The organism is Clostridium sp. BSD9I1, from assembly GCF_900185645.1.
Taxonomy (GTDB): domain Bacteria; phylum Bacillota; class Clostridia; order Clostridiales; family Clostridiaceae; genus Clostridium_AK.
On sequence record NZ_FYAM01000023.1, the window covers coordinates 1,142,193 to 1,160,516 of the forward strand.

The following is an 18,324-nucleotide window of genomic DNA, read 5'->3' on the forward strand; positions in this document are numbered from 1 at the left end:
TTCATCCTAAAATTAAAAATATATTACAAATCTATTTTGAAAAAAAGTTTATAATTTCGCCTATTTTTTGGGATTCGTATTTAATTTCATATATTTGCTCTTCTAACATATTTTCATTAATTTTTATTTGTTCTTGGTAATCATTAATTAAACTTGATAGCTTGGCTATCTCTTCTTTATATTTAGTAATATTATTGTTAGTTTGCTTGCAATAGCCGTCTATTACCTCATCCAATAAATTCAATCTTTGATCTCCATCAGAAAGAAGTTTGTTTAAATCCATCTTGGAAGCATCAATAATATTTATAACCGACTGCTTCACTATATCTTTGGGCAGATTTTGTGGTAAAGCATTGATTAAACTTTGCAGCATGAAAACTGTATTAATACTGCTATTTTCAAGTCCATTTAAGGAATATATCTCATCTATCGTCATTTTCTTTTTATATCTATTATTATCAACTATGGAAGACTTATCCTCAATAACTGGCTCGACAATTTTAACTTTTTCTTTGTAATCATTAGCTTCAACATTTACAACGTCATCCCCATTGTTTACCACTCCATCAAGTTTAATATTATTTTTTAACTCTGAATCAGTATATTCTGACTTTTCTTTACTAACTTTTTCTACTAAATTATACTTTTCTAAAACAGACATTATTTTTGACATGGTATACACTCCTCAATATTAAAACTTTATTATAACTATATAATTCGCCAGATAACCATTTTCCCTATTATTATGCCTAATGCAAACATGATTAAACAAAAGAAGATATACTGAAACTTATCTGTAAATCCATATTGTGTTTTAAACAATTTGTTTTCAAAAAATTTGAATATACTTCTACAAAAGAGCAATGAAATTAAAGAAAATACAACTCCAATTAAAAAAAATTTTATTATCACCTATAATCACATCCATATTATATATATCGAAGTCATTCTAGTGATTTTTAATAGTTTTTAATTTTTTTATTAATTTAATTATATATCATATAATAAAACATTATTTTGATTACATGCTAAAAAAGCTTAAACACCTTTCAGTTGGCAGTTTAAGCTTTTTTAGTTAACTTCTACTTATTTTAGAAAACTCACGACTTATAATTTTACTTACTTGATACCTTAAACAATAAAATTGGTATAATGATTATTCCTAGTATGTAGGCGCTTATCATTTCCATTATGGAAGTGAAATACATTATATTACCAACGGGATGCATATCCCCATATCCTACAGTAAAAAAAGTAGTTGCACTAAACCATAGACAATCCGAGAAGGGTTTAGCTACCCTATAATAGTATTTAATGGGGTCTTTAAGAAAATTCCCATCAAATATACCATTAAGCTGACTGGAAGGAAAGTTGTGTATAATAAAGTATACAATGGCATTTGCCACAATTATAAGTAGTACAATTGAAATAAACGTTACCGATGTCTTCATTATTGTAAGTTGCACATTATTTTTATACTGTATTGACATATGATTATTAATTGATAATATTAGTATTATTATAACCATGTATATCATTATCATATATGCAATAGGAGCGTCTTCTATTAAAACAATATTAGTAAATATTATATACTTCTGCATAAAAAATTTTATAGGATAATAATATACAATCCTAAATAGTATATAAGAGGAAATAGCTATATTTATTAAATTAAGTGCAAAAATGCTCACCAATTCATTAGAGCCTATCTTCTTCCTTTTATTATAATATCTATACGATATTATCAATGTAGCTGCAAGACTTACATAAAATAAGGCATAACTTCTAAGTAAAAGTATTAATACAGAGCAAAATAGATTTACAACTACACCACTTATAATATTTACATCAATTAAATACGCTAAACAAAAACATAATAAAGAAATAGCCACAATTATCAAATTATAAGCAATGATATTTATGATGTTACCTCCTTAAAACTACTATTTTATATAATATATAGTTTTAAAGCCTTTCCTATTACTAAAAACTTTCCTAGTGAAATATTCCTGAAAATCCTGATACCCATCCCTCTATGATTGTTGAAGCTGAGCGTGACATTCCAGGAATTATAGCCAAACATTGAAATAATCCTATGAATTTGAAGAGCTAGTTGCAGCAGCATTTGTGGCTATAATTGCAGCTACTGTTGCTTGTTGCTGAGCAATAATAATAGCACTAATAGTATTTCCTAAGGCTATTTGTAGAACTCCCTTTTTAATTTCATCTACATAAAAATCGGAAACCAATGTAGTTGCTAGCATGATTTTCATTGATTTATTAATGCTCCAAAAACTGTATCCTTCCTTTTCAGATATATAATCAAAAACTTCTTTTATCTCGCCGACTATCTTATCCACATCATCAGTTACAAGCGCTAAAAGCCCTAAGGTGGCTAAACCATTGTATTCAATCTTACATTTCGCTTCTTTTAGTTTATTGTATAAATTTACTGCCTTATTACATTTTTCTTCTACCATTTCTTCTCCAATTGCTAAAACATGGGATAAAGTTTGAAGATTATTCCCTTTATAAAAGCCTTCATTATTTAAATACTTGTAACACTGTTCAATCTTTCTTGATGTTTCTTCCACTTGTAAATCCGTTAAGGCTAAAACTGCAGCAAAAACATAATCATCTGCTGATGTTAAGAAGAAGTGATTTTTCTTCATATTATCGAAGAATTCTCTTGTTCTTTTAATTTTATAATCCCATTCATACATTGAAGTTTCTTTTACTATTGTATAAGCAGCTAAAGGAAGCTGTATACTTCTTTTAAACTTTTCCTCTTTCATTTTTTCATAAAGCCCAGTCATGGATTTAAAAAAGCTCTTATAGTCCTCTTCAAAATATAAAAGATTTACTAATAAAAATTCATTTGTTCCTCTAAAGTATGAAGTCCAACTTGTTTCGTTCTTAATATATTTCTTTATTTCTTGAAGTTTTTCTATATTAACTTTCTCATTTTTAGTTGCATGAATCATAGCACCAAAATGTTTCAATAAGTTGTTTTCCCATTTAAATGAGGTTTTTAATTCATGATAGTTCTCTGCCATTAAATCTACCTTTTGTTTTAAATATATATCCATAATTTATCCTCCCATTTAACTTTCTATCACTTATGTATAAGTATATTATATATAATAAATTTATCATATATAATTTCAATTAATTAAATATAACCTTAAGTTATCTTTAGTATAATCTATCTATAAAAAGTAAAAAGCTGTAAATGAACCTAAGCTCACTTACAGCCAAGAATTAACTATTACTTTGTGTTGAATACATTTCCGATGCTGTATAAAGATAATATGAAAGACCAATTTGCTGATTTTCTAACATATTTCTATGAAAATCATCCTGTAAAAAGAACTTTGAAACATTCACAAATGATTTTTCATCCATAGTCGCACCATGATTACTTAAAAATGTTATATGCTGTTTAATTTTATCTTGTAGTTTCTCATCATCTGCTCTCCATCCACTTTTCAGCGCATTGGCAACATAATTCATAAATTCCTGTGCTTCTAAAGCTTGCTCATTTAGTTGTTCCACTTGAATATCTTCAGATTTTAACATGTCATACTCATATTTATCTTTAAGATACTCATTTTGCTGTGTAAGCACCTTACCCCATTCTTCTTTGTTGAGACCTTGAAACATTGATGATTTATCCATATTTTCTCCTTTCTTAGTAAGACGAATCGATTCTCCAATGGTGTTTAATACACAATCCATTCTCTGCTTGCGCGCAATAAGCAGTTTTTGTTGCTCAATCAAACACTCAATTCTACTCGGTTCATCTTCAAGAGCCTTTTTTATATCTTTGAGAGAAAAATCAAGTTCACGATAAAACAATATTTGTTGTAATCTTTGCAGCTCTTCCACTCCATAAAGACGATAGCCGGCTTCTGTCATCTTGTATGGTTCTAATAATCCTATTTTGTGATAGTGATGGAGTGTTTTTACTGTTACTCCTGTTAACTCTGCAATTTCTTTAACCGTGTATTCCATGATTTCTCACCTCGAATATAATGTTAAGCTCTTACCTAAGGTAAGAGTCAATGGTTTATTAAAAAGATTTTTTTATTAATTCTCGAGTAACCGCTGACAATTTTATTTCAGTGGCAATCTCTTTCCCTACCTTTTCTAAAAATTTTAGATAATTATCTATTGTAGCTTGCAATTCTTCTGGCGGATTATTAAGAAGTTTCCCTCGTGTAGAATAAATTTCTCCTATCAAATCCATATGCATCTTTTGAGCAACTCTATTAATCCAAAGTGAAATCACTTGAAACTCAGATTTATCAGAATGGCCACAGCTAGACATCATCATTAGCTTAGGCCCCTGTGCTTCTGTAGGCTTTAAGTCTTGATTTTCTTCTTTCATATCTTTCTGAGAATGAGGACTTCCTATCATTGTCATTCTATCCATAAAAACTTTTAGCATACCAGAAACATTCTCAAAATATACTGGTGTAGCAAATACAATAATATCTGCCCATCCAAGAAGTGAAAGTACACTTAACATATCATCACTAATTACACATTGGCCAGGACCTCTCTCCCAACATGTGTGACAACCTCTACAGTGCTGTATTTCTTTTTCAGCTAAAAATATACTTGCAGTCTCTGCTCCTGCTTCTTTTGCTCCCTTTAGAAATGCACTTACCATTACATTAGTATTACCAGCTTTACCTTTAGGACTACCATTGATTACTACAATCTTCATTGTCACACTCTCCATTTTACTATATTTTTTTATATAACTTAAAATCCTCTCCCTGACTTTCAACCCATATCAGTAAAAGTTCTTTTAAGTCATCCAATTTTTGTTTTTCTGTAGCACCTTCCTGCACCTTAAGCTTTTCCACAATTTCAAATGTAAAGCTGTCTTCTCCATAAATTTTCCAATCATCTTGTAAGTTTTTCACCTTAAATCTTCCCATATTTAACTGAAATTTAATTCCTTCAAAGGGCTTATATAAGTTCTTACATATATCTACATAAGAATATCCTGTAGCTTTATTGTGTATTTCAATTATACCCATTTCTATTTCTTGCTGTTTATACTCATTAATAAGTTCTTTTTTTCCCATCTTATCCATTACATTCTCCTCGCAATTCTTATAATATTTACTTCCATCTTTAGTTCTCTTTATATAACCATACTCTACTAAATAACGGCGTATAATTGCATCGTCTTCATAAATAGTCTTAATAATTTTTTTTACTTCCATTTCCGTATAATCTTTGTTTGGCTCAAATAAATCAGCAAACCTAGGTAATAAAGCTTTTCTTTTCCCTTCTCTAACAGGAAAGTTTCGAAGCTTAGGCTGTGTTACTGTTGGCATTTTTTCATCAGTTAACTCCATAATGGCTAAAAAAGCTCTTGCTTGCCTTGCCCTTTCTCTTAGAGCAAATCTCATGTTTCTTACTGTTGATTCTGCACAATCAAGTTTTACAGCAATTTCTTTATCATTATATTTATTTGATACCATCCCCAAGAATTCTTTTTGGATTTCAGTAAGTCCAGTGTACTTTTTATCTAACAAAAGTAATCTTTCAATGGGATTACCATGTTCTACAATGTGAGAATTTACATCATTATCATCGTTACCTATGTTCACCCCACATATTAAGCAAATAAATTCTGCTTTCTTGCTGTTCCAAACATATCCTCTTTTAAAATCATCTATAGTTGCATTACGAATTAACTCATTCACTTTTTTCTCTCCCGTCTATTGTTTTCATAGACATATTAACATTATTATTTATTATTGTCAATTATACTAAAAAAAGCGACTGGTTTTAACCAATCGCTTTTTTAACTTGCCACTTGCCATGTGGATGGCACTATACTATAAAAGTTCTAAAAGTTTTTCATCTTTAATTTCTTCCGCTTTCCATTCTATTACTGCAAAGTTGCCCTTTGATATTTCATTAACTTTATTAATCCAAACAATCTCATTGCTAGCCTTAGCCTTAAGAATATTATTTGTAGTATTTGCAGCATATAAACTTGAATTTATTATCCACCATTTACTTTTTATACCTGCACGTTTTAGATCTTCCTCAAGCCTCATAGCTTCATAAACAGGTGTCGCTTCAGCTAAAGTTACAATTATTACTTCTGTTTCATCTGAATTTCTAAGTTTAGGCAAAAGTTTCCTAACTGATTCTGGCACATCTCCTTGTGAACGCTGTATTTCTCTATTATAGCTTTCTGTTGAATCTAGTAGTAACAATGTGTGCCCTGTTGGTGCTGTATCTATAACAACTATTTCATTTTGCGATTTCTCAACAATTTGAGCAAATGCTCTAAATACAGCAATTTCTTGAGTACAAGGACTTCTTAAGTCTTCTTCTACATATTCAATATCTTCTTCACTCATTGTTTCTCTAGCTTTGCTTAAAACTTCTTCTCTATATTTTTCTAATTCTATTTTTTCATCTATGCTACTAATTGTAATACCATAGCTTTCATGTAAAACAAACTTCAAATGTGCCGCTGGATCTGTAGTAGTTAAATGAACTTTCTTGCCTTTCTTAGCTAAACTTAATGCAATTGTTGCAGCAATGGTAGTCTTGCCTACCCCACCTTTGCCCATTGTAAAAATAACCTTCTTGTTAGAATTATATAAATCCTCTACAATAGAATTTAACTTTGGGACTTCATTAACTTGTAGTTCTTCATCACTGTACTTAATATTATCTTCTTTCAAAAAGGCTCTTATATTTTCAAGTCCTGTTACATTGTATGGCCTTAGTGGAATTTCAAATGTAACTAATTTTTTTAGATGCTCTGGTATATCCTCAAGCGCCATTTGCTGCTTGTTAAAAATATCTTTTGATAAATTATCATCAGCATTTTTAAGGATACCATTTATAACGAGAATTTGATTGTTAACTCCTATATCTTGTAATTCTTTTGACGCTCTTTCAGCTTCTTTTAATGGGGCTGTTTCTGGCCTTGAAATAAGTATGAGTGTTGTTGCACTTTCATCTGCTAATGTTTTCACTGCACTCTTATAAACTTCTTTTTTACTCTCAAGTCCTGCTAACTGACCTAAACAGGATGCACCATGAGTGCTTTCACTAATAAAGTTACTCCATGCTGATGGTAACTGTAACATTCTAAGTGTATGACCTGTAGGTGCTGTATCAAATATAATATGGTCAAATTTATCCTTAACTTTTTCATCTGTAATAAAATTGGAAAACTCATTAAACGCAGCTATTTCAACAGTACATGAGCCTGAGAGCTGTTCTTCCATATTTTTAATTACTACCTCAGGAAGTTTCCCTCTATATGGACCTACCACGCTTTCTTTATATTCTCTTGCAGCTGCCTCAGGCTCAAAGTTTGCCACTATAAGGTTTGGAACTTCTTTTATCTGAACACCTTTATTGTTTAATTTTGTGTCGAAAACATCCTGTAAATTTGAAGCTGGATCCGTACTTACAAGCATTATTCTTTTCCCTTGATCTGCTAGCATAATAGCAGTTGCACAAGCTGTTGATGTCTTTCCAACTCCACCTTTTCCAGTAAAGAACAAATACTTAGTTAATTTTATATCATTAGGATCGAAACTTTCTAGCATTTCTCCACGCTCCTTTTTTATTAGCAACATCCATCACCACAATTACAACTTTTAGGTTTCATCTTTTTTATTGAAACTTTAAGGTAATCCTCTGGAATATCTAGCATTTTACAAAACTCTTCATTAGTTGGGTATGATTTAGTTTTAACCACTTCTCCATCAACAAGTGTCACTGGTAGTACATCTACTCCTTCACTATTTAACAAATCATTGATAAGCTTATTATCTACAAAGGCTTGTGGGTTATTTGTTAAATTATATCTTTCAACAATAACTCCATTGCTCTTTAAATTATTTAATACAGTTGAAACTCTAAGAAGCTGTGGATCAATAACAGGTCCACACACTCCAGTAGAACAGCACATAGCCGGATCAAAAATAATCATCTTCTTCATAATATACATCTCCTCATCTTTCTTTACATTGACATTTTGATTTATCTTTGCAAATACAATCTTCTGTATCTGTTACAAGATTCATAAGAAATAACATTAACTTACTACAGTTAGAACTATCTAAAGAATAATAACTCCATAATCCTTCTTTTCTACACTGAACAATGCCACAATCAATTAAAACCTTCATATGGTGAGAAAGCGTAGGTTGAGTAAAATTAAAATTCTCTAATATATCACAAGCACATTTTTCTCCACAGGATAATATATCAATTATTCTAAGTCTGCTGGAGTCTGAAAGCGCCTTGAATATTTTTGCATTATCATCATAATTTAAATTCACCTAACCACTCCTTATATAGATATGTATCTATATATAATATAGAACACTATCTATGTATAGTCAATATTTCTTATATAATTTAACATAACATTAACTATTACATCTATTATTCTCTATGTATACCTAATATATGCAGCCACCATTTATTTGCCTTTGTATTATCTGAAAAAATAAAAAGGCGATTGTTTCTAACCAATCACCTCTTTCGGCGTAGATACACTATTTTAAGAGTATAGATTTTTTATTCAATCAAATAAGTTTTTACCCTCGGACTACCGACACAATGCCACCTTATATTTTATACTAATTAGTTATTTCGAGTATTTATGTATTAACTGCAATCCATTGTATAAATCTTCTACACCTATTTGTCCAGGAGCTGATACCTTTTTAGCTGCACCAAATGTCAATGCAGAGCCAAATACTTCTCCTGCTAAACGGCTTATAACTCCTAACTCTGACATAGACATTGTGATAATTGGCCTGTCTGCATATTTTTCTGACATAATAACTGTAGCTTCCAATAATTCCAAAACATCTAATTTTGATTTTGGCATCACTGCAATTTTAGGGATATCCGCTCCTAGCTCTTGTGCTTTACGCAAGCGGTATATCATTTCCTCTTTTGCCGGCGTTTTATAAAAATCATGGTTAGAAATTATAACTGCTATATTATTTGCATGAGCTATACTGACTAGTTCTTTTACATCTTTTTCATCATTAAACAGCTCAACATCAATAATTTCTACAAGCTTTGCTTCAACAATTTTTTTATTTAATTCAATATAGAATTCAGGTGAGACTTCTCTGTGTCCACCTTCTCTACTGCTGCGGAATGTAAATAGAATAGGTTTATTTTCTAAGAATTTTCTAATTGTCTGTAATACTTCTTTAACCTTACTTATATCAGTAACGTCTTCAAAAAAATCCACACGCCACTCTAAAATATCAAAATCTAAATCATTTAAATATTTAGCTTCTTCTATGATTTCACTAAAAATTCTCCCCCCTATAGGCACACAAATTTTAGGCAAACCTTCTCCAATTGTAACATCTTTAATTGTAACTACTTTTTTCATTAATACTCGTCCTCTCAATCATATTAAAACATTTATAAATATAATTAGAACATAACTTATTTAATGTAGTCAATTATAATTTCTTACTCTATCCATATTTTAAAAGCTTTAGCCATTTTCATAATATCATAATTTAATCATATAACTTGAAACTTTTTAGTATATATTTCGTATAAATATTTAAAGAAGTAAAATACTTAATGGAAAAGGGGGTCATAATAATGGCTATAATAAATAAAAATCTATATATTAAATTAATGGTTACATCAGTTATTTCATTAACTCTAATATCAGGATGTGCCACTTTCACTAGTGAACCAAGTAATAAAACTCCTAAGGATAATACCCCTATTTCTAGTGATATTTCTAATAGTAATCTTAATAATAATAATAATAATAATAATGGTGATAATTCTAAAAATACACCCTCCAAGCAAGAAGACTCCGAAAAAATACTTTTATTAAACATTATGAAGTTGGCTAAACAAGGAAAAGTTATAAATTCTGATTATCCAGCTAAGCAGGCTATAATTGACGATGTTAAGAAAACTTTAGGAGAACCTACAAATGAAGATTGGATTGCCGCTGCAAAGGGAATTTATGCCACATATCCAAAACACAATTTAGCTTTTGGATTCAATAAAGGTTCACAAATATTTGAGGTTAGATCCTTCGATAGTAAAATAAAAAAACTATCTCTCTCTAAAGTAAAGAGTGTCTTTGGAACCCCAGCCTATGATGTTAAAGTAAAGGGGGAAGAAATAATTGGTTATGTCGCAGGTGCTGAATTTAAAATACTACTTGTATTTCCCGAACCTACAACAAAAACCCCCGATCCTTTAATGGATCATTATTCTATTTTATACCCCCGTGGGACTGTTAATTCAATGGCAGGCGACCCAGGTAGGCAATGGTAAATAAAATACTTAAAGCGACTGGTTTTCACCAATCGCTTTTTTTGCTATAATGATTATTTATTCTATTTCCAGCTCATCGAGGTCAATATTATTTAAAATTTCTTTAAGTTCTTTTAACTCTTCTTTATTTAATGTGATTCCCTTTCCCATTTTTTCGTGATTTTCATCCCACTCACGAATATCCACTTTTGGTTTTTTCTTATTCCAAGTCATCACATTAACTTCTCTTTTCCAACCTTTTGCACTTTCTGATATGACTCCTAAATTTTGTTTAATATCAAATTTAAAATCTGCCATTATTAACACTCCTCTTAAGTTATTATTTGCTGAACTCTTCCAACTATACCATCTTCAAGCATAACCTTAATTCCATGATGATGATTTGGTGAATTAGTAAGTATTTTTTTAACTATTCCTTCAGTTAGTTTTCCTGTGCGTTGATCTTGCTTTTGCACAACCAAAACCTTTAATCCTATTTTTATATTTGCTCTATTAGTTCCATCCATAATTTTATTCCCTCATATTCTTTGTAGTCTTTTCTTATTTATACCGCTATTCATTATAACATAGTTATCATATAATTGTATCTCTATGGTGTAATTTCCCCCAAATAATAAAGCCCTTGAAAACTCAAGGACTTAACTTTTTGCATTCTATATCTTATTTATACACTGAACAATAGGTTCAATAGCCTTTTTATCTGTCCAATCAACCGGGTTATCATAACATTCTAATAACCCCTTAACATCCTCAGTAATTTCGTCTTCCTTCATTCTTTTTAACTTCATTTTAAGTGCATTCATCATAATTTTATCAACAAAATCCAATTTTTCATAATTAAAAGCACCTCTTAAATAAAAGAAATTTATCTTTTCCCTCATCTCTTCTTTAAAGTTGGCATAGAAAACCTTATTAATATCATTTGCCCTTTCAGGTGTACATCCTACTGCAAATACTATGATTTTCTTTTCCATAAGTTTTTTGATGTTATCAGTAATTATCTTCACTCCACTAATGCCAACCGCATGTAAAGAACCGCCAAAAACTATGGTGTCATGTTTGTTTAAGTCATCAGCTTTTACTTTAGAGCTTTCAAGTAAATCTGCATTTACCACGCTGGCTATCCACTCTGCATAACGTTTTGTGCTTCCATACTTGGATTTATAAATTACAAGGACTCTTTTAGTTTGTTCTGACATAATTTATTCCCCCACCTTTAATATATAATATATTATATATTAAATTACCCAATTCCCCCAATATCTTGATCCTATTTTAAATAATTTGGTTTTGCTTTTTTAAGAAATTATAAAGTATAACTGAACTAATAGAACATAACAATGCACAAACTCCTACAAAGGCATATCCAGCCTCCATCCCTATTATAAGTCCATTTTTTACACCATATATTTTTGTAAAGATATTTCTAAATAAATCTACAATACCGCCTACTAAAAAATTTCCTATAACACTTCCTATTCCCATAAGTGTTACTGTAAAGCTAACGGCTGTGCTGCTATTCTTAGAATATCGCTTAGATAAAATAGCCATCACCGTAGGATAAATTGGTGCTATGCCTACCCCTGCAAGAGCAAATAAAAACGCAGCAGATTGTCCAATAATTATCCCCATAAGAGTAAGAATCCCTGAGGCTCCCGAAAAAATTGCAAGTGATTTTGTAAGTCCAATCTTATCTGTAAATGGTCCAAGTAACAGCCTTGAAAGAGTAAACATAAAAAAGAATGCCGAAAGTAATCCCGAGGAAGCATTTGTATTCCATTTATAAACCTTTTCAAGAAAATTAACTAGCCATCCACCAACTGCAAGTTCTGAAATTACTCCAAATGATAAAATAACTACTATCATCCATGCAGCAGGGTCCTTTGTATATTCTTTAAAGGATATATCTTTATCTTCTTCAATATCATCCTTTGGAAACTTTGTAAATAAAGCCATTATTAGTGGAATTACTGATAATGAAAGCATTATTAAATACACTTCATGCCAACTAAAGCTTCTCCCTAAGGCATATACTCTCATAATTCTAGTAGCAACAATGGGTGCTATAGTTGAACTTAATCCATAGAAAAAATGTGCCAAGTTCATCATCATACCCGTATTTTTAGTAAAGACCTTTGCTGCTAATATTCCAAGAGCTATTTCCAATATTCCATTACCTATATACATTAAGAAATAAGACGCTGAAAGAGTTGGATAATTTACTGATAAAAATATAAAAACTCCCGAAAGAGCCATTGTTCCAAAAGCAAGTAAATTAGAAAACCTTATTCCAAACTTCTTTGTTAGTACTCCAGTAAAACTACATGCAAGAAGATATCCCAATGAATTAAGTGCCAAAAGTAACCCTATTTGCATTTCATCAAGTAAAAAATCCGTCTGTATACGTGGAATAGCTGGTCCCTTTATATTTTCTGAAAATCCAAATACTAAATATCCAACGAATATCACTGCTAATAGTAAATAATAATTTTTGCTGTAAGACTTACTTTTATTAATCTCCAAAACTTTTCCTCCAATTCACTAATTTATTATACAATAGGCATGTCAAATATATTATAATAGTTATTAATCATTATGTATATTATATAAGACATGAAATAAAATAGAGTTATTGAAATTTTCCAAGTATAATTTTTTCTAAATTGGAGGTCTTTAATTATGAATCAAATCAAAATCTTTGATAGTCTTTACATGTTTAATACCTATAACGAACATATAAATTTATCCTTTAATCAATTTCTTCTTTTAGGAGAAGAACCTATACTCATACATACCGGAAGTTATCAAATGACAGATGAACTTATTCCTAAGTTAAAGAGTATTTTAGGCTATAAGAAGTTATCTTATGTTTTTGTTTCTCATTTTGAAAGTGATGAGTGTGGTGGATTAACACTGCTTTTAAAGCATTATCCTGAAGCTATATGCATATGTTCTGCAATAACTGCTCGCCAACTTACTGGCTTTGGCATGGATGTAAAAGTAAAAATAGCAGCTCCTGAAGAATCTTTATCTTTAGCTGGAGCAAATCTTAATTTTATATCTTATCCATCAGAAATGCATCTATGGGAAGGATTATTAGCCTTTGAAACAAATCAAGGCCTTTTATTCAGTAGTGATCTCTTTATTAGAATGGGTAAATTAGAAAATTCAATTATATCCTCAAACTTAAAAAATGAAGTATCAGGAATAGTTGAACATCAAATTCCAAGCCTTGCAGCTCTTAAACCCCTACAGGATACATTATATAATCTTTCTATTAGGTATATAGTACCTGGTCATGGTCCAGTGTTAAAATTATAAGCATCAAGAAATAACTTGCCACGTGCCAGGCACCTGGCACGTTATTTTTTACTACCGCAAATCGGACAGCTCTGAAGGCATAATGGTAATTCAAGAGAACTCTTACTCATTAATTTCTCATTAGATAAAATTTCTTTTGTTAATCCGTCTGCAATAATAATTCCTTCACTAATTATTATCGTTCTTTTACAAGTTTCCCAAACCATATCCATGTCATGAGTTGCAATAATTTTTGTATGAGGAAATTCTTTTAGCAGGGATATTAATCTTCTCCTTGATTTAGGATCCAATGCTGTGGTTGGTTCATCCATTATAAGGATATCCGGCTCCATAGATAGCACAGTTGCAATAGATGCTGCACGCTTTTCTCCGCCAGATAACTTGTAGGGCGGCCTATCTTTAAGATGTGCTATTCCAACGGTTTCAATAGCTTTCATAACTCTTTTATGTACTTCTTTTTCATCTAATTTATAATTACGTGGTCCAAATGCTACATCTTCATATACGGATGGCATAAAAAGCTGATTATCAGCATCTTGAAATACCAATCCTATCTTTTGACGAATTATAGGCAAGGTTCTCTTACATATCGTAGTATCACCAATATCAACTTGACCCTTCATTGGAAAAATAATTCCTAATAGTAAATTCAAAAGTGTTGATTTACCTGCTCCATTGGCTCCTACGATTCCTACAGATTCTCCGTGACTTATTTTAAATGTAATTCCATTTAGCGCCTTCTTTCCATCAGGGTAGGAATAATATACATCCTTACAATTTATAGAATCATGACTCATGTTATCACCCCTGTTATAATCTTTCCTAATAATTCTGGAATATTAAATAACCTCGCTGTAAAAAAAAATGTCACCCATAAAAATAAATATGCTATAGAACCAATTGATAACCTGCTATCTACAGCAAAGAAATATTCTCCATGAAATCCCCTTAATATCATTGCATCATATACCCTATTTGCCCTATCAAAGGCTCGTAATAATATCTGCCCTAAAAGAGACCCTGAAACTTTAAAAGATACGCCCTTCTGCATTGGCGCCCTTAAATGATATGCTTTTATAATTTGTGCCGTTTCTTCTAACAATACAGAAATATATCTATAAGTTAAAACAAACTGAGTGACGAAAATTTTTGGTACAAATAGCTTTCTTAATGCTAATGATATCTTTTCAATTCCAGTTGTAGCTATTAGAAGTAATCCTGCCAAAACTGTTAAACTACTCTTTATTATCAGTGAGGCAAAAGAAATCCATCCATTAGAAACATGAATTCCCCATATTATAATATACGTCTTTGTATCAAATAATGGATTAAATATGCCAACTCCTATAACAAAAGGTAAAACAATAAGAGATCTTCTAAACATAGGCAAAAAGGGTACTTCAGACAAAACAAAAACTATAATTGGATAAAAAACATATGGTAATAGTCCTATAATATCATATTTCCCAAAGGATAATACTACTAATAAATATATTATTGTCACCAGTAACTTTACAATAGGATTTATTTTATGGATTATTGTGTTTCTAGCAGCTAATTCATCTAGTAAACGAATATTATAAATTGATTTAGTTATATTTTCCATATCCTAGATCATCCCTTAAATAAAAATATTGGCGAGGTTACTCCCCTCGCCACCTGTTCATTTATATTGGTTTTGCTTTTCTTTTCCTACGTCTAAAGAAAGTAATAACAAGTCCAGTTAAAGCAGCAAGAGCTAAAGTCATAATTCCACCTAAAATACCTGACACACTTGTTTCAGCATTAATACCTGTCACTACTTCTTCATTCTCTTCATTTTCCTCTTTATCTATATCTTTTGAAGCTTTAAAACTATAATCAGGTAAAAAAGCTAATTTATTTTGTATTTCAGAAAGTTTTGCATGAATACTTTCTGTAGTTTTTAGTTCTGACGTACCTGACGTTTTAATCATTGCCCATTCTAATCCATCTGGATTACTAGAAGCAAATGATGAAAGAATACCACCTATTATTATAACACTTGTTATTATGATAATAAAAACCTTTTTTATTGAAACATTACCTAAGGGTTGTCTTAATGAAGACTTTTCAATAATTTCAGGACGTGCCTTCCAAACAAATGAAACTACTGCTGCTGTTACAAGGCCTTCTACAATTCCAATAGCAAGATGGATAGGCTGCATTAAAATAACAAAGTTAGAAAAAGGCAACTCAGTCTTTCCAGAAAACAATGTTTCAAGAACAACACTGAAAGCTCCCATTTGAAGTCCAATTATTGACGCAATTATAGATGCACTAAAAATCTTCTTAGAACTATAGCCCTTTTTCATGATACCTTTATAAATTAATGGATATGCAATAAAGCATGTGTAAAATCCAAGGTTAAATACATTAGCACCAAAAGCTAATAATCCTCCATCAGCAAAGAAAAGTGCTTGAATTAATAGTACTGACGCCATTGTTAAAAATCCAGCATATGGCCCAAGTAAAATAGCAAGAAGTAATCCTCCTCCAATGTGCCCACTTGATCCAGTACCTGGAATCGAAAAATTAATCATTTGAGCTGCAAAAACAAAAGCTCCCATAACACCCATCAAAGGTATCTTTTTATCATCTAACTCATTTTGCAATTTTTTCACTGAATAAGTAGCAATACCAGCTGTTGCACTAAACATTGTTCCACCAACAATTGGCGAAATCAAGGCATCTGCCATGTGCATATCATCACACTCCTAATAAAACAATAACTCATAAAGGGCAACTTTAATTGCAACCCTCTATGAGTTTTATTCTCATATATACAAGTTGTCCTTATATCTTTTATTTGAATTGTAAATAATTGTATCATATTTTTTTACAATTGTCAATTTTCACTTTAATCTTGTAGTAATTTTAAGAGTGCTTTGCCTAGTTATCTATACGAAGCGTTTAAGGCTTTTAGCAAAGTACGAATATCATATTTATGAGGAGTAACTGGGCAAATTTTCTTATTTACACCAAGCAAAGTATATACTGCAACTCTCGCGGCACGGATTGAGTACTCTTCAGTAAAAACCATATCCTCTGGTATTTCAACAAATTGACTAATCATTGCAAGATTTGTTGAACCTTCAGGCACTACCTTAGGACGATCGCTCATTGCACGCGGCTGAAACTGTGCATCAATATAAGGCATCATACATGGAATAACATTAACTATAGTATCCATAATTTCATCACTGTCCTTTTCAAAATGTAAATGTCCTAAAAGTTCAATTAACATTTCTTCACCTGTACAATCTCTCATAGGCTTCTTTACATAGTTGCCTTCCTTGTCGGTATACAAACCATATCCCCAGAAAATTGTAGTGTCTTTTGGTTGATTCTTGAAATGAGGCTGTGCTGCAACTACGATAGACATAAGCCAATTGGAATCCTTAAATGTCATCAATGCTCCGCTGCCAGGTTTATTACGGGAATATCTTTCAATCATTTTAAGAAATTTATCACCTTTACATGTTACAGTAAAAGACTCCCAGTTTGTTTGTTCTGCATTACCAAAGAAAGGTTTTGGATTTCCAAGTCCTTCTTTCTTTGATGCAATTTTAGCCCAAAGCTCCCCAGAGATAGGATTTTCTATTTTCATTTCTGCGGGGGTATTAAAATTTCCTAAACTTGCATTGTCAGTCATACAACCATTTGTTACAATGCATAAATCACCTTTATTAAGTTTAATTACATCTTCTTTTCCATTCTGCTCATAATGAATTGCTGTAACAGTAATTCCTTCCCCCTCTTCAAAATCTAAATCTTTAACAGTGTATTTCAAGGTAAAATCAACGCCGAAATTCTCTAAGTAAGTTTTTATAGGCAATATAATAGAGTCATATTGATTGTAAGGAGTTCTCGTTACACCCTCAAGAGTTTGGATACGTGAGAACTCAAATATCATACGATTCATATAACGTTTCAGCTCAAATAAACTTGACCATTTCTGAAATGCAAAGGTTGTTTGCCACATATACCAAAAGTTTGTTTCAAAAAAATGAGGTGTTTTTGCAAACCAATCGCATATGCGTAAATTATCTAGCTTTTCCTCTGGAGTAATCATTAGTTTCAATAGTGCCATACGATCAGCATCATCAAATCCCATAGATATAACATCAGTTACTTCTCCATCTTTATTTATAAGTCTTGCATTTGCATGAGTTGGATGTGCATGATCAAAATCAAGAATTTCATCACAAACTGACATCGCTTCTCTTTCTAAGGATGGTATAGAAGCAAGTAGATTCCATGTATTCTCATAAGTTTCTTCATTAAGCATTCTTCCACCACGACAAACAAATCCATCAATTGCATTGCCTGCTCCGTCATTACTTCCTCCGAGAATATTCATTCCTTCTAAAATGTGAATATTCTTGCCCGGGAAATCACAATCTCTAACTAAATATACAGCTCCAGCAAGTGATGCTAATCCACCACCCACAAAATATATTTGTTTGTTTTCATATTCTCTTCTCATATAGATCCCCTCCATAAATTTTTAATTTTCTATGAAACACTTTATCTAACTTTCCAATAACATAAATATAATACTTCTGATTTCGGATAGGTATAATCAAAAAATATAGCCTGTATAATTTTTATACATTCCGCTTTAAATGTATAAAAAAATAA

At 31.1% G+C, this 18,324-nt stretch carries 20 protein-coding genes and 1 pseudogene; 2 read left to right on the forward strand and 19 right to left on the reverse strand.

Annotated features, from left to right (window positions below):
• Positions 1-31 precede the first annotated feature (31 nt).
• The 11 genes and pseudogenes from BSD9I1_RS13140 to aroD form a co-directional block, all read right to left on the reverse strand.
• Positions 32-673, reverse strand: coding sequence for a hypothetical protein (locus BSD9I1_RS13140; RefSeq protein WP_186430689.1), 642 nt, complete (start codon positions 671-673; stop codon positions 32-34).
• 442 nt (positions 674-1,115) lie between these two features.
• Complete coding sequence (locus BSD9I1_RS13145) at positions 1,116-1,895, reverse strand: ion channel (RefSeq protein WP_186430690.1); 780 nt, start codon at positions 1,893-1,895, stop codon at positions 1,116-1,118.
• 112 nt (positions 1,896-2,007) lie between these two features.
• Positions 2,008-2,100, reverse strand: a pseudogene (locus BSD9I1_RS13150) (undecaprenyl-diphosphate phosphatase); the annotation flags it as partial.
• Positions 2,097-3,092 (reverse strand): DUF4003 family protein, encoded by a 996-nt coding sequence (locus BSD9I1_RS13155; RefSeq protein WP_186430691.1) that lies wholly within the window; start codon positions 3,090-3,092, stop codon positions 2,097-2,099. The pseudogene BSD9I1_RS13150 and the gene BSD9I1_RS13155, both read right to left, overlap by 4 nt.
• 172 nt (positions 3,093-3,264) lie before the next feature.
• Complete coding sequence (locus BSD9I1_RS13160; RefSeq protein ID WP_186430692.1) at positions 3,265-4,017, reverse strand: MerR family transcriptional regulator; 753 nt, start codon at positions 4,015-4,017, stop codon at positions 3,265-3,267.
• A 58-nt stretch (positions 4,018-4,075) separates the two neighbouring features.
• Positions 4,076-4,735, reverse strand: a complete 660-nt coding sequence (locus BSD9I1_RS13165) for a flavodoxin family protein (RefSeq protein WP_186430693.1) — start codon at positions 4,733-4,735, stop codon at positions 4,076-4,078.
• A gap of 19 nt (positions 4,736-4,754) precedes the next feature.
• On the reverse strand, positions 4,755-5,729 hold the full coding sequence (locus BSD9I1_RS13170) for a DUF2087 domain-containing protein (RefSeq protein WP_186430694.1): 975 nt from the start codon (positions 5,727-5,729) through the stop codon (positions 4,755-4,757).
• 135 nt (positions 5,730-5,864) lie between these two features.
• A complete protein-coding gene (gene arsA / locus BSD9I1_RS13175) occupies positions 5,865-7,607 on the reverse strand; it encodes an arsenical pump-driving ATPase (protein ID WP_186430695.1) in 1,743 nt (580 codons plus the stop codon).
• A gap of 20 nt (positions 7,608-7,627) precedes the next feature.
• Complete coding sequence (gene arsD, locus BSD9I1_RS13180) at positions 7,628-8,002, reverse strand: arsenite efflux transporter metallochaperone ArsD (protein ID WP_186430696.1); 375 nt, start codon at positions 8,000-8,002, stop codon at positions 7,628-7,630.
• A 13-nt stretch (positions 8,003-8,015) separates the two neighbouring features.
• Positions 8,016-8,345 carry a metalloregulator ArsR/SmtB family transcription factor gene (locus BSD9I1_RS13185; RefSeq protein WP_035309282.1) on the reverse strand — a complete coding sequence of 110 codons (330 nt, stop codon included), beginning with the start codon at positions 8,343-8,345 and terminating at the stop codon, positions 8,016-8,018.
• 311 nt (positions 8,346-8,656) lie between these two features.
• Complete coding sequence (aroD, locus tag BSD9I1_RS13190; RefSeq protein WP_186430697.1) at positions 8,657-9,424, reverse strand: type I 3-dehydroquinate dehydratase; 768 nt, start codon at positions 9,422-9,424, stop codon at positions 8,657-8,659.
• A 221-nt stretch (positions 9,425-9,645) separates the two neighbouring features.
• Between aroD and BSD9I1_RS13195 the strand changes: the two genes are divergently transcribed.
• Entirely contained in the window at positions 9,646-10,341 is a 696-nt protein-coding gene (locus tag BSD9I1_RS13195) for a YjgB family protein (RefSeq protein ID WP_186430698.1), read from the forward strand.
• 57 nt (positions 10,342-10,398) lie between these two features.
• Here the strand turns inward: BSD9I1_RS13195 and BSD9I1_RS13200 are convergent, their stop codons facing one another.
• The 4 genes from BSD9I1_RS13200 to BSD9I1_RS13215 form a co-directional block, all read right to left on the reverse strand.
• Positions 10,399-10,638, reverse strand: a complete 240-nt coding sequence (locus tag BSD9I1_RS13200; protein ID WP_186430699.1) for a YdbC family protein — start codon at positions 10,636-10,638, stop codon at positions 10,399-10,401.
• 14 nt (positions 10,639-10,652) lie between these two features.
• Positions 10,653-10,847, reverse strand: a complete 195-nt coding sequence (locus tag BSD9I1_RS13205; protein WP_186430700.1) for a YwbE family protein — start codon at positions 10,845-10,847, stop codon at positions 10,653-10,655.
• Positions 10,848-10,994: 147 nt separating this feature from the next.
• Entirely contained in the window at positions 10,995-11,540 is a 546-nt protein-coding gene (locus BSD9I1_RS13210; protein WP_186430701.1) for a flavodoxin domain-containing protein, read from the reverse strand.
• A 76-nt stretch (positions 11,541-11,616) separates the two neighbouring features.
• The gene (locus BSD9I1_RS13215) at positions 11,617-12,864 is read right to left on the reverse strand and encodes a sugar MFS transporter (RefSeq protein WP_207653907.1); all 1,248 of its coding nucleotides are present in this window, start codon (positions 12,862-12,864) and stop codon (positions 11,617-11,619) included.
• A gap of 156 nt (positions 12,865-13,020) precedes the next feature.
• Here BSD9I1_RS13215 and BSD9I1_RS13220 point away from each other — a divergent pair, with 156 nt between their 5' ends.
• Positions 13,021-13,662, forward strand: coding sequence for an MBL fold metallo-hydrolase (locus tag BSD9I1_RS13220; protein WP_186430702.1), 642 nt, complete (start codon positions 13,021-13,023; stop codon positions 13,660-13,662).
• Positions 13,663-13,703: 41 nt separating this feature from the next.
• Here the strand turns inward: BSD9I1_RS13220 and BSD9I1_RS13225 are convergent, their stop codons facing one another.
• The 4 genes from BSD9I1_RS13225 to BSD9I1_RS13240 all read right to left on the reverse strand — a co-directional run bounded on the left by BSD9I1_RS13225 (position 13,704) and on the right by BSD9I1_RS13240 (position 18,169).
• Entirely contained in the window at positions 13,704-14,459 is a 756-nt protein-coding gene (locus tag BSD9I1_RS13225; RefSeq protein WP_186430703.1) for an energy-coupling factor ABC transporter ATP-binding protein, read from the reverse strand.
• Positions 14,456-15,268 (reverse strand): cobalt ECF transporter T component CbiQ, encoded by an 813-nt coding sequence (gene cbiQ / locus BSD9I1_RS13230; RefSeq protein WP_186430704.1) that lies wholly within the window; start codon positions 15,266-15,268, stop codon positions 14,456-14,458. The genes BSD9I1_RS13225 and cbiQ overlap by 4 nt, the downstream gene beginning before the upstream one ends.
• Before the next feature lie 61 nt (positions 15,269-15,329).
• Entirely contained in the window at positions 15,330-16,385 is a 1,056-nt protein-coding gene (locus tag BSD9I1_RS13235; protein ID WP_186430705.1) for an energy-coupling factor ABC transporter permease, read from the reverse strand.
• Between the two features lie 191 nt (positions 16,386-16,576).
• Entirely contained in the window at positions 16,577-18,169 is a 1,593-nt protein-coding gene (locus BSD9I1_RS13240) for an oleate hydratase (protein ID WP_186430706.1), read from the reverse strand.
• Positions 18,170-18,324 lie beyond the last annotated feature (155 nt).

Excerpts from the sequence above, each read along its gene's own strand:
- cbiQ (WP_186430704.1), bottom strand. The coding sequence starts at position 15,268 with ATGGAAAATATAACTAAATCAATTTATAATATTCGTTTACTAGATGAA.
- BSD9I1_RS13220 (WP_186430702.1), top strand. The coding sequence starts at position 13,021 with ATGAATCAAATCAAAATCTTTGATAGTCTTTACATGTTTAATACCTAT.
- BSD9I1_RS13140 (WP_186430689.1), bottom strand. The coding sequence starts at position 673 with ATGTCAAAAATAATGTCTGTTTTAGAAAAGTATAATTTAGTAGAAAAA.
- BSD9I1_RS13200 (WP_186430699.1), bottom strand. The coding sequence starts at position 10,638 with ATGGCAGATTTTAAATTTGATATTAAACAAAATTTAGGAGTCATATCA.
- BSD9I1_RS13195 (WP_186430698.1), top strand. The coding sequence starts at position 9,646 with ATGGCTATAATAAATAAAAATCTATATATTAAATTAATGGTTACATCA.
- aroD (WP_186430697.1), bottom strand. The coding sequence starts at position 9,424 with ATGAAAAAAGTAGTTACAATTAAAGATGTTACAATTGGAGAAGGTTTG.
- BSD9I1_RS13205 (WP_186430700.1), bottom strand. The coding sequence starts at position 10,847 with ATGGATGGAACTAATAGAGCAAATATAAAAATAGGATTAAAGGTTTTG.
- BSD9I1_RS13235 (WP_186430705.1), bottom strand. The coding sequence starts at position 16,385 with ATGCACATGGCAGATGCCTTGATTTCGCCAATTGTTGGTGGAACAATG.
- arsA (WP_186430695.1), bottom strand. The coding sequence starts at position 7,607 with ATGCTAGAAAGTTTCGATCCTAATGATATAAAATTAACTAAGTATTTG.
- BSD9I1_RS13165 (WP_186430693.1), bottom strand. The coding sequence starts at position 4,735 with ATGAAGATTGTAGTAATCAATGGTAGTCCTAAAGGTAAAGCTGGTAAT.
- BSD9I1_RS13225 (WP_186430703.1), bottom strand. The coding sequence starts at position 14,459 with ATGAGTCATGATTCTATAAATTGTAAGGATGTATATTATTCCTACCCT.
- BSD9I1_RS13160 (WP_186430692.1), bottom strand. The coding sequence starts at position 4,017 with ATGGAATACACGGTTAAAGAAATTGCAGAGTTAACAGGAGTAACAGTA.
- arsD (WP_186430696.1), bottom strand. The coding sequence starts at position 8,002 with ATGAAGAAGATGATTATTTTTGATCCGGCTATGTGCTGTTCTACTGGA.
- BSD9I1_RS13210 (WP_186430701.1), bottom strand. The coding sequence starts at position 11,540 with ATGTCAGAACAAACTAAAAGAGTCCTTGTAATTTATAAATCCAAGTAT.
- BSD9I1_RS13155 (WP_186430691.1), bottom strand. The coding sequence starts at position 3,092 with ATGGATATATATTTAAAACAAAAGGTAGATTTAATGGCAGAGAACTAT.
- BSD9I1_RS13240 (WP_186430706.1), bottom strand. The coding sequence starts at position 18,169 with ATGAGAAGAGAATATGAAAACAAACAAATATATTTTGTGGGTGGTGGA.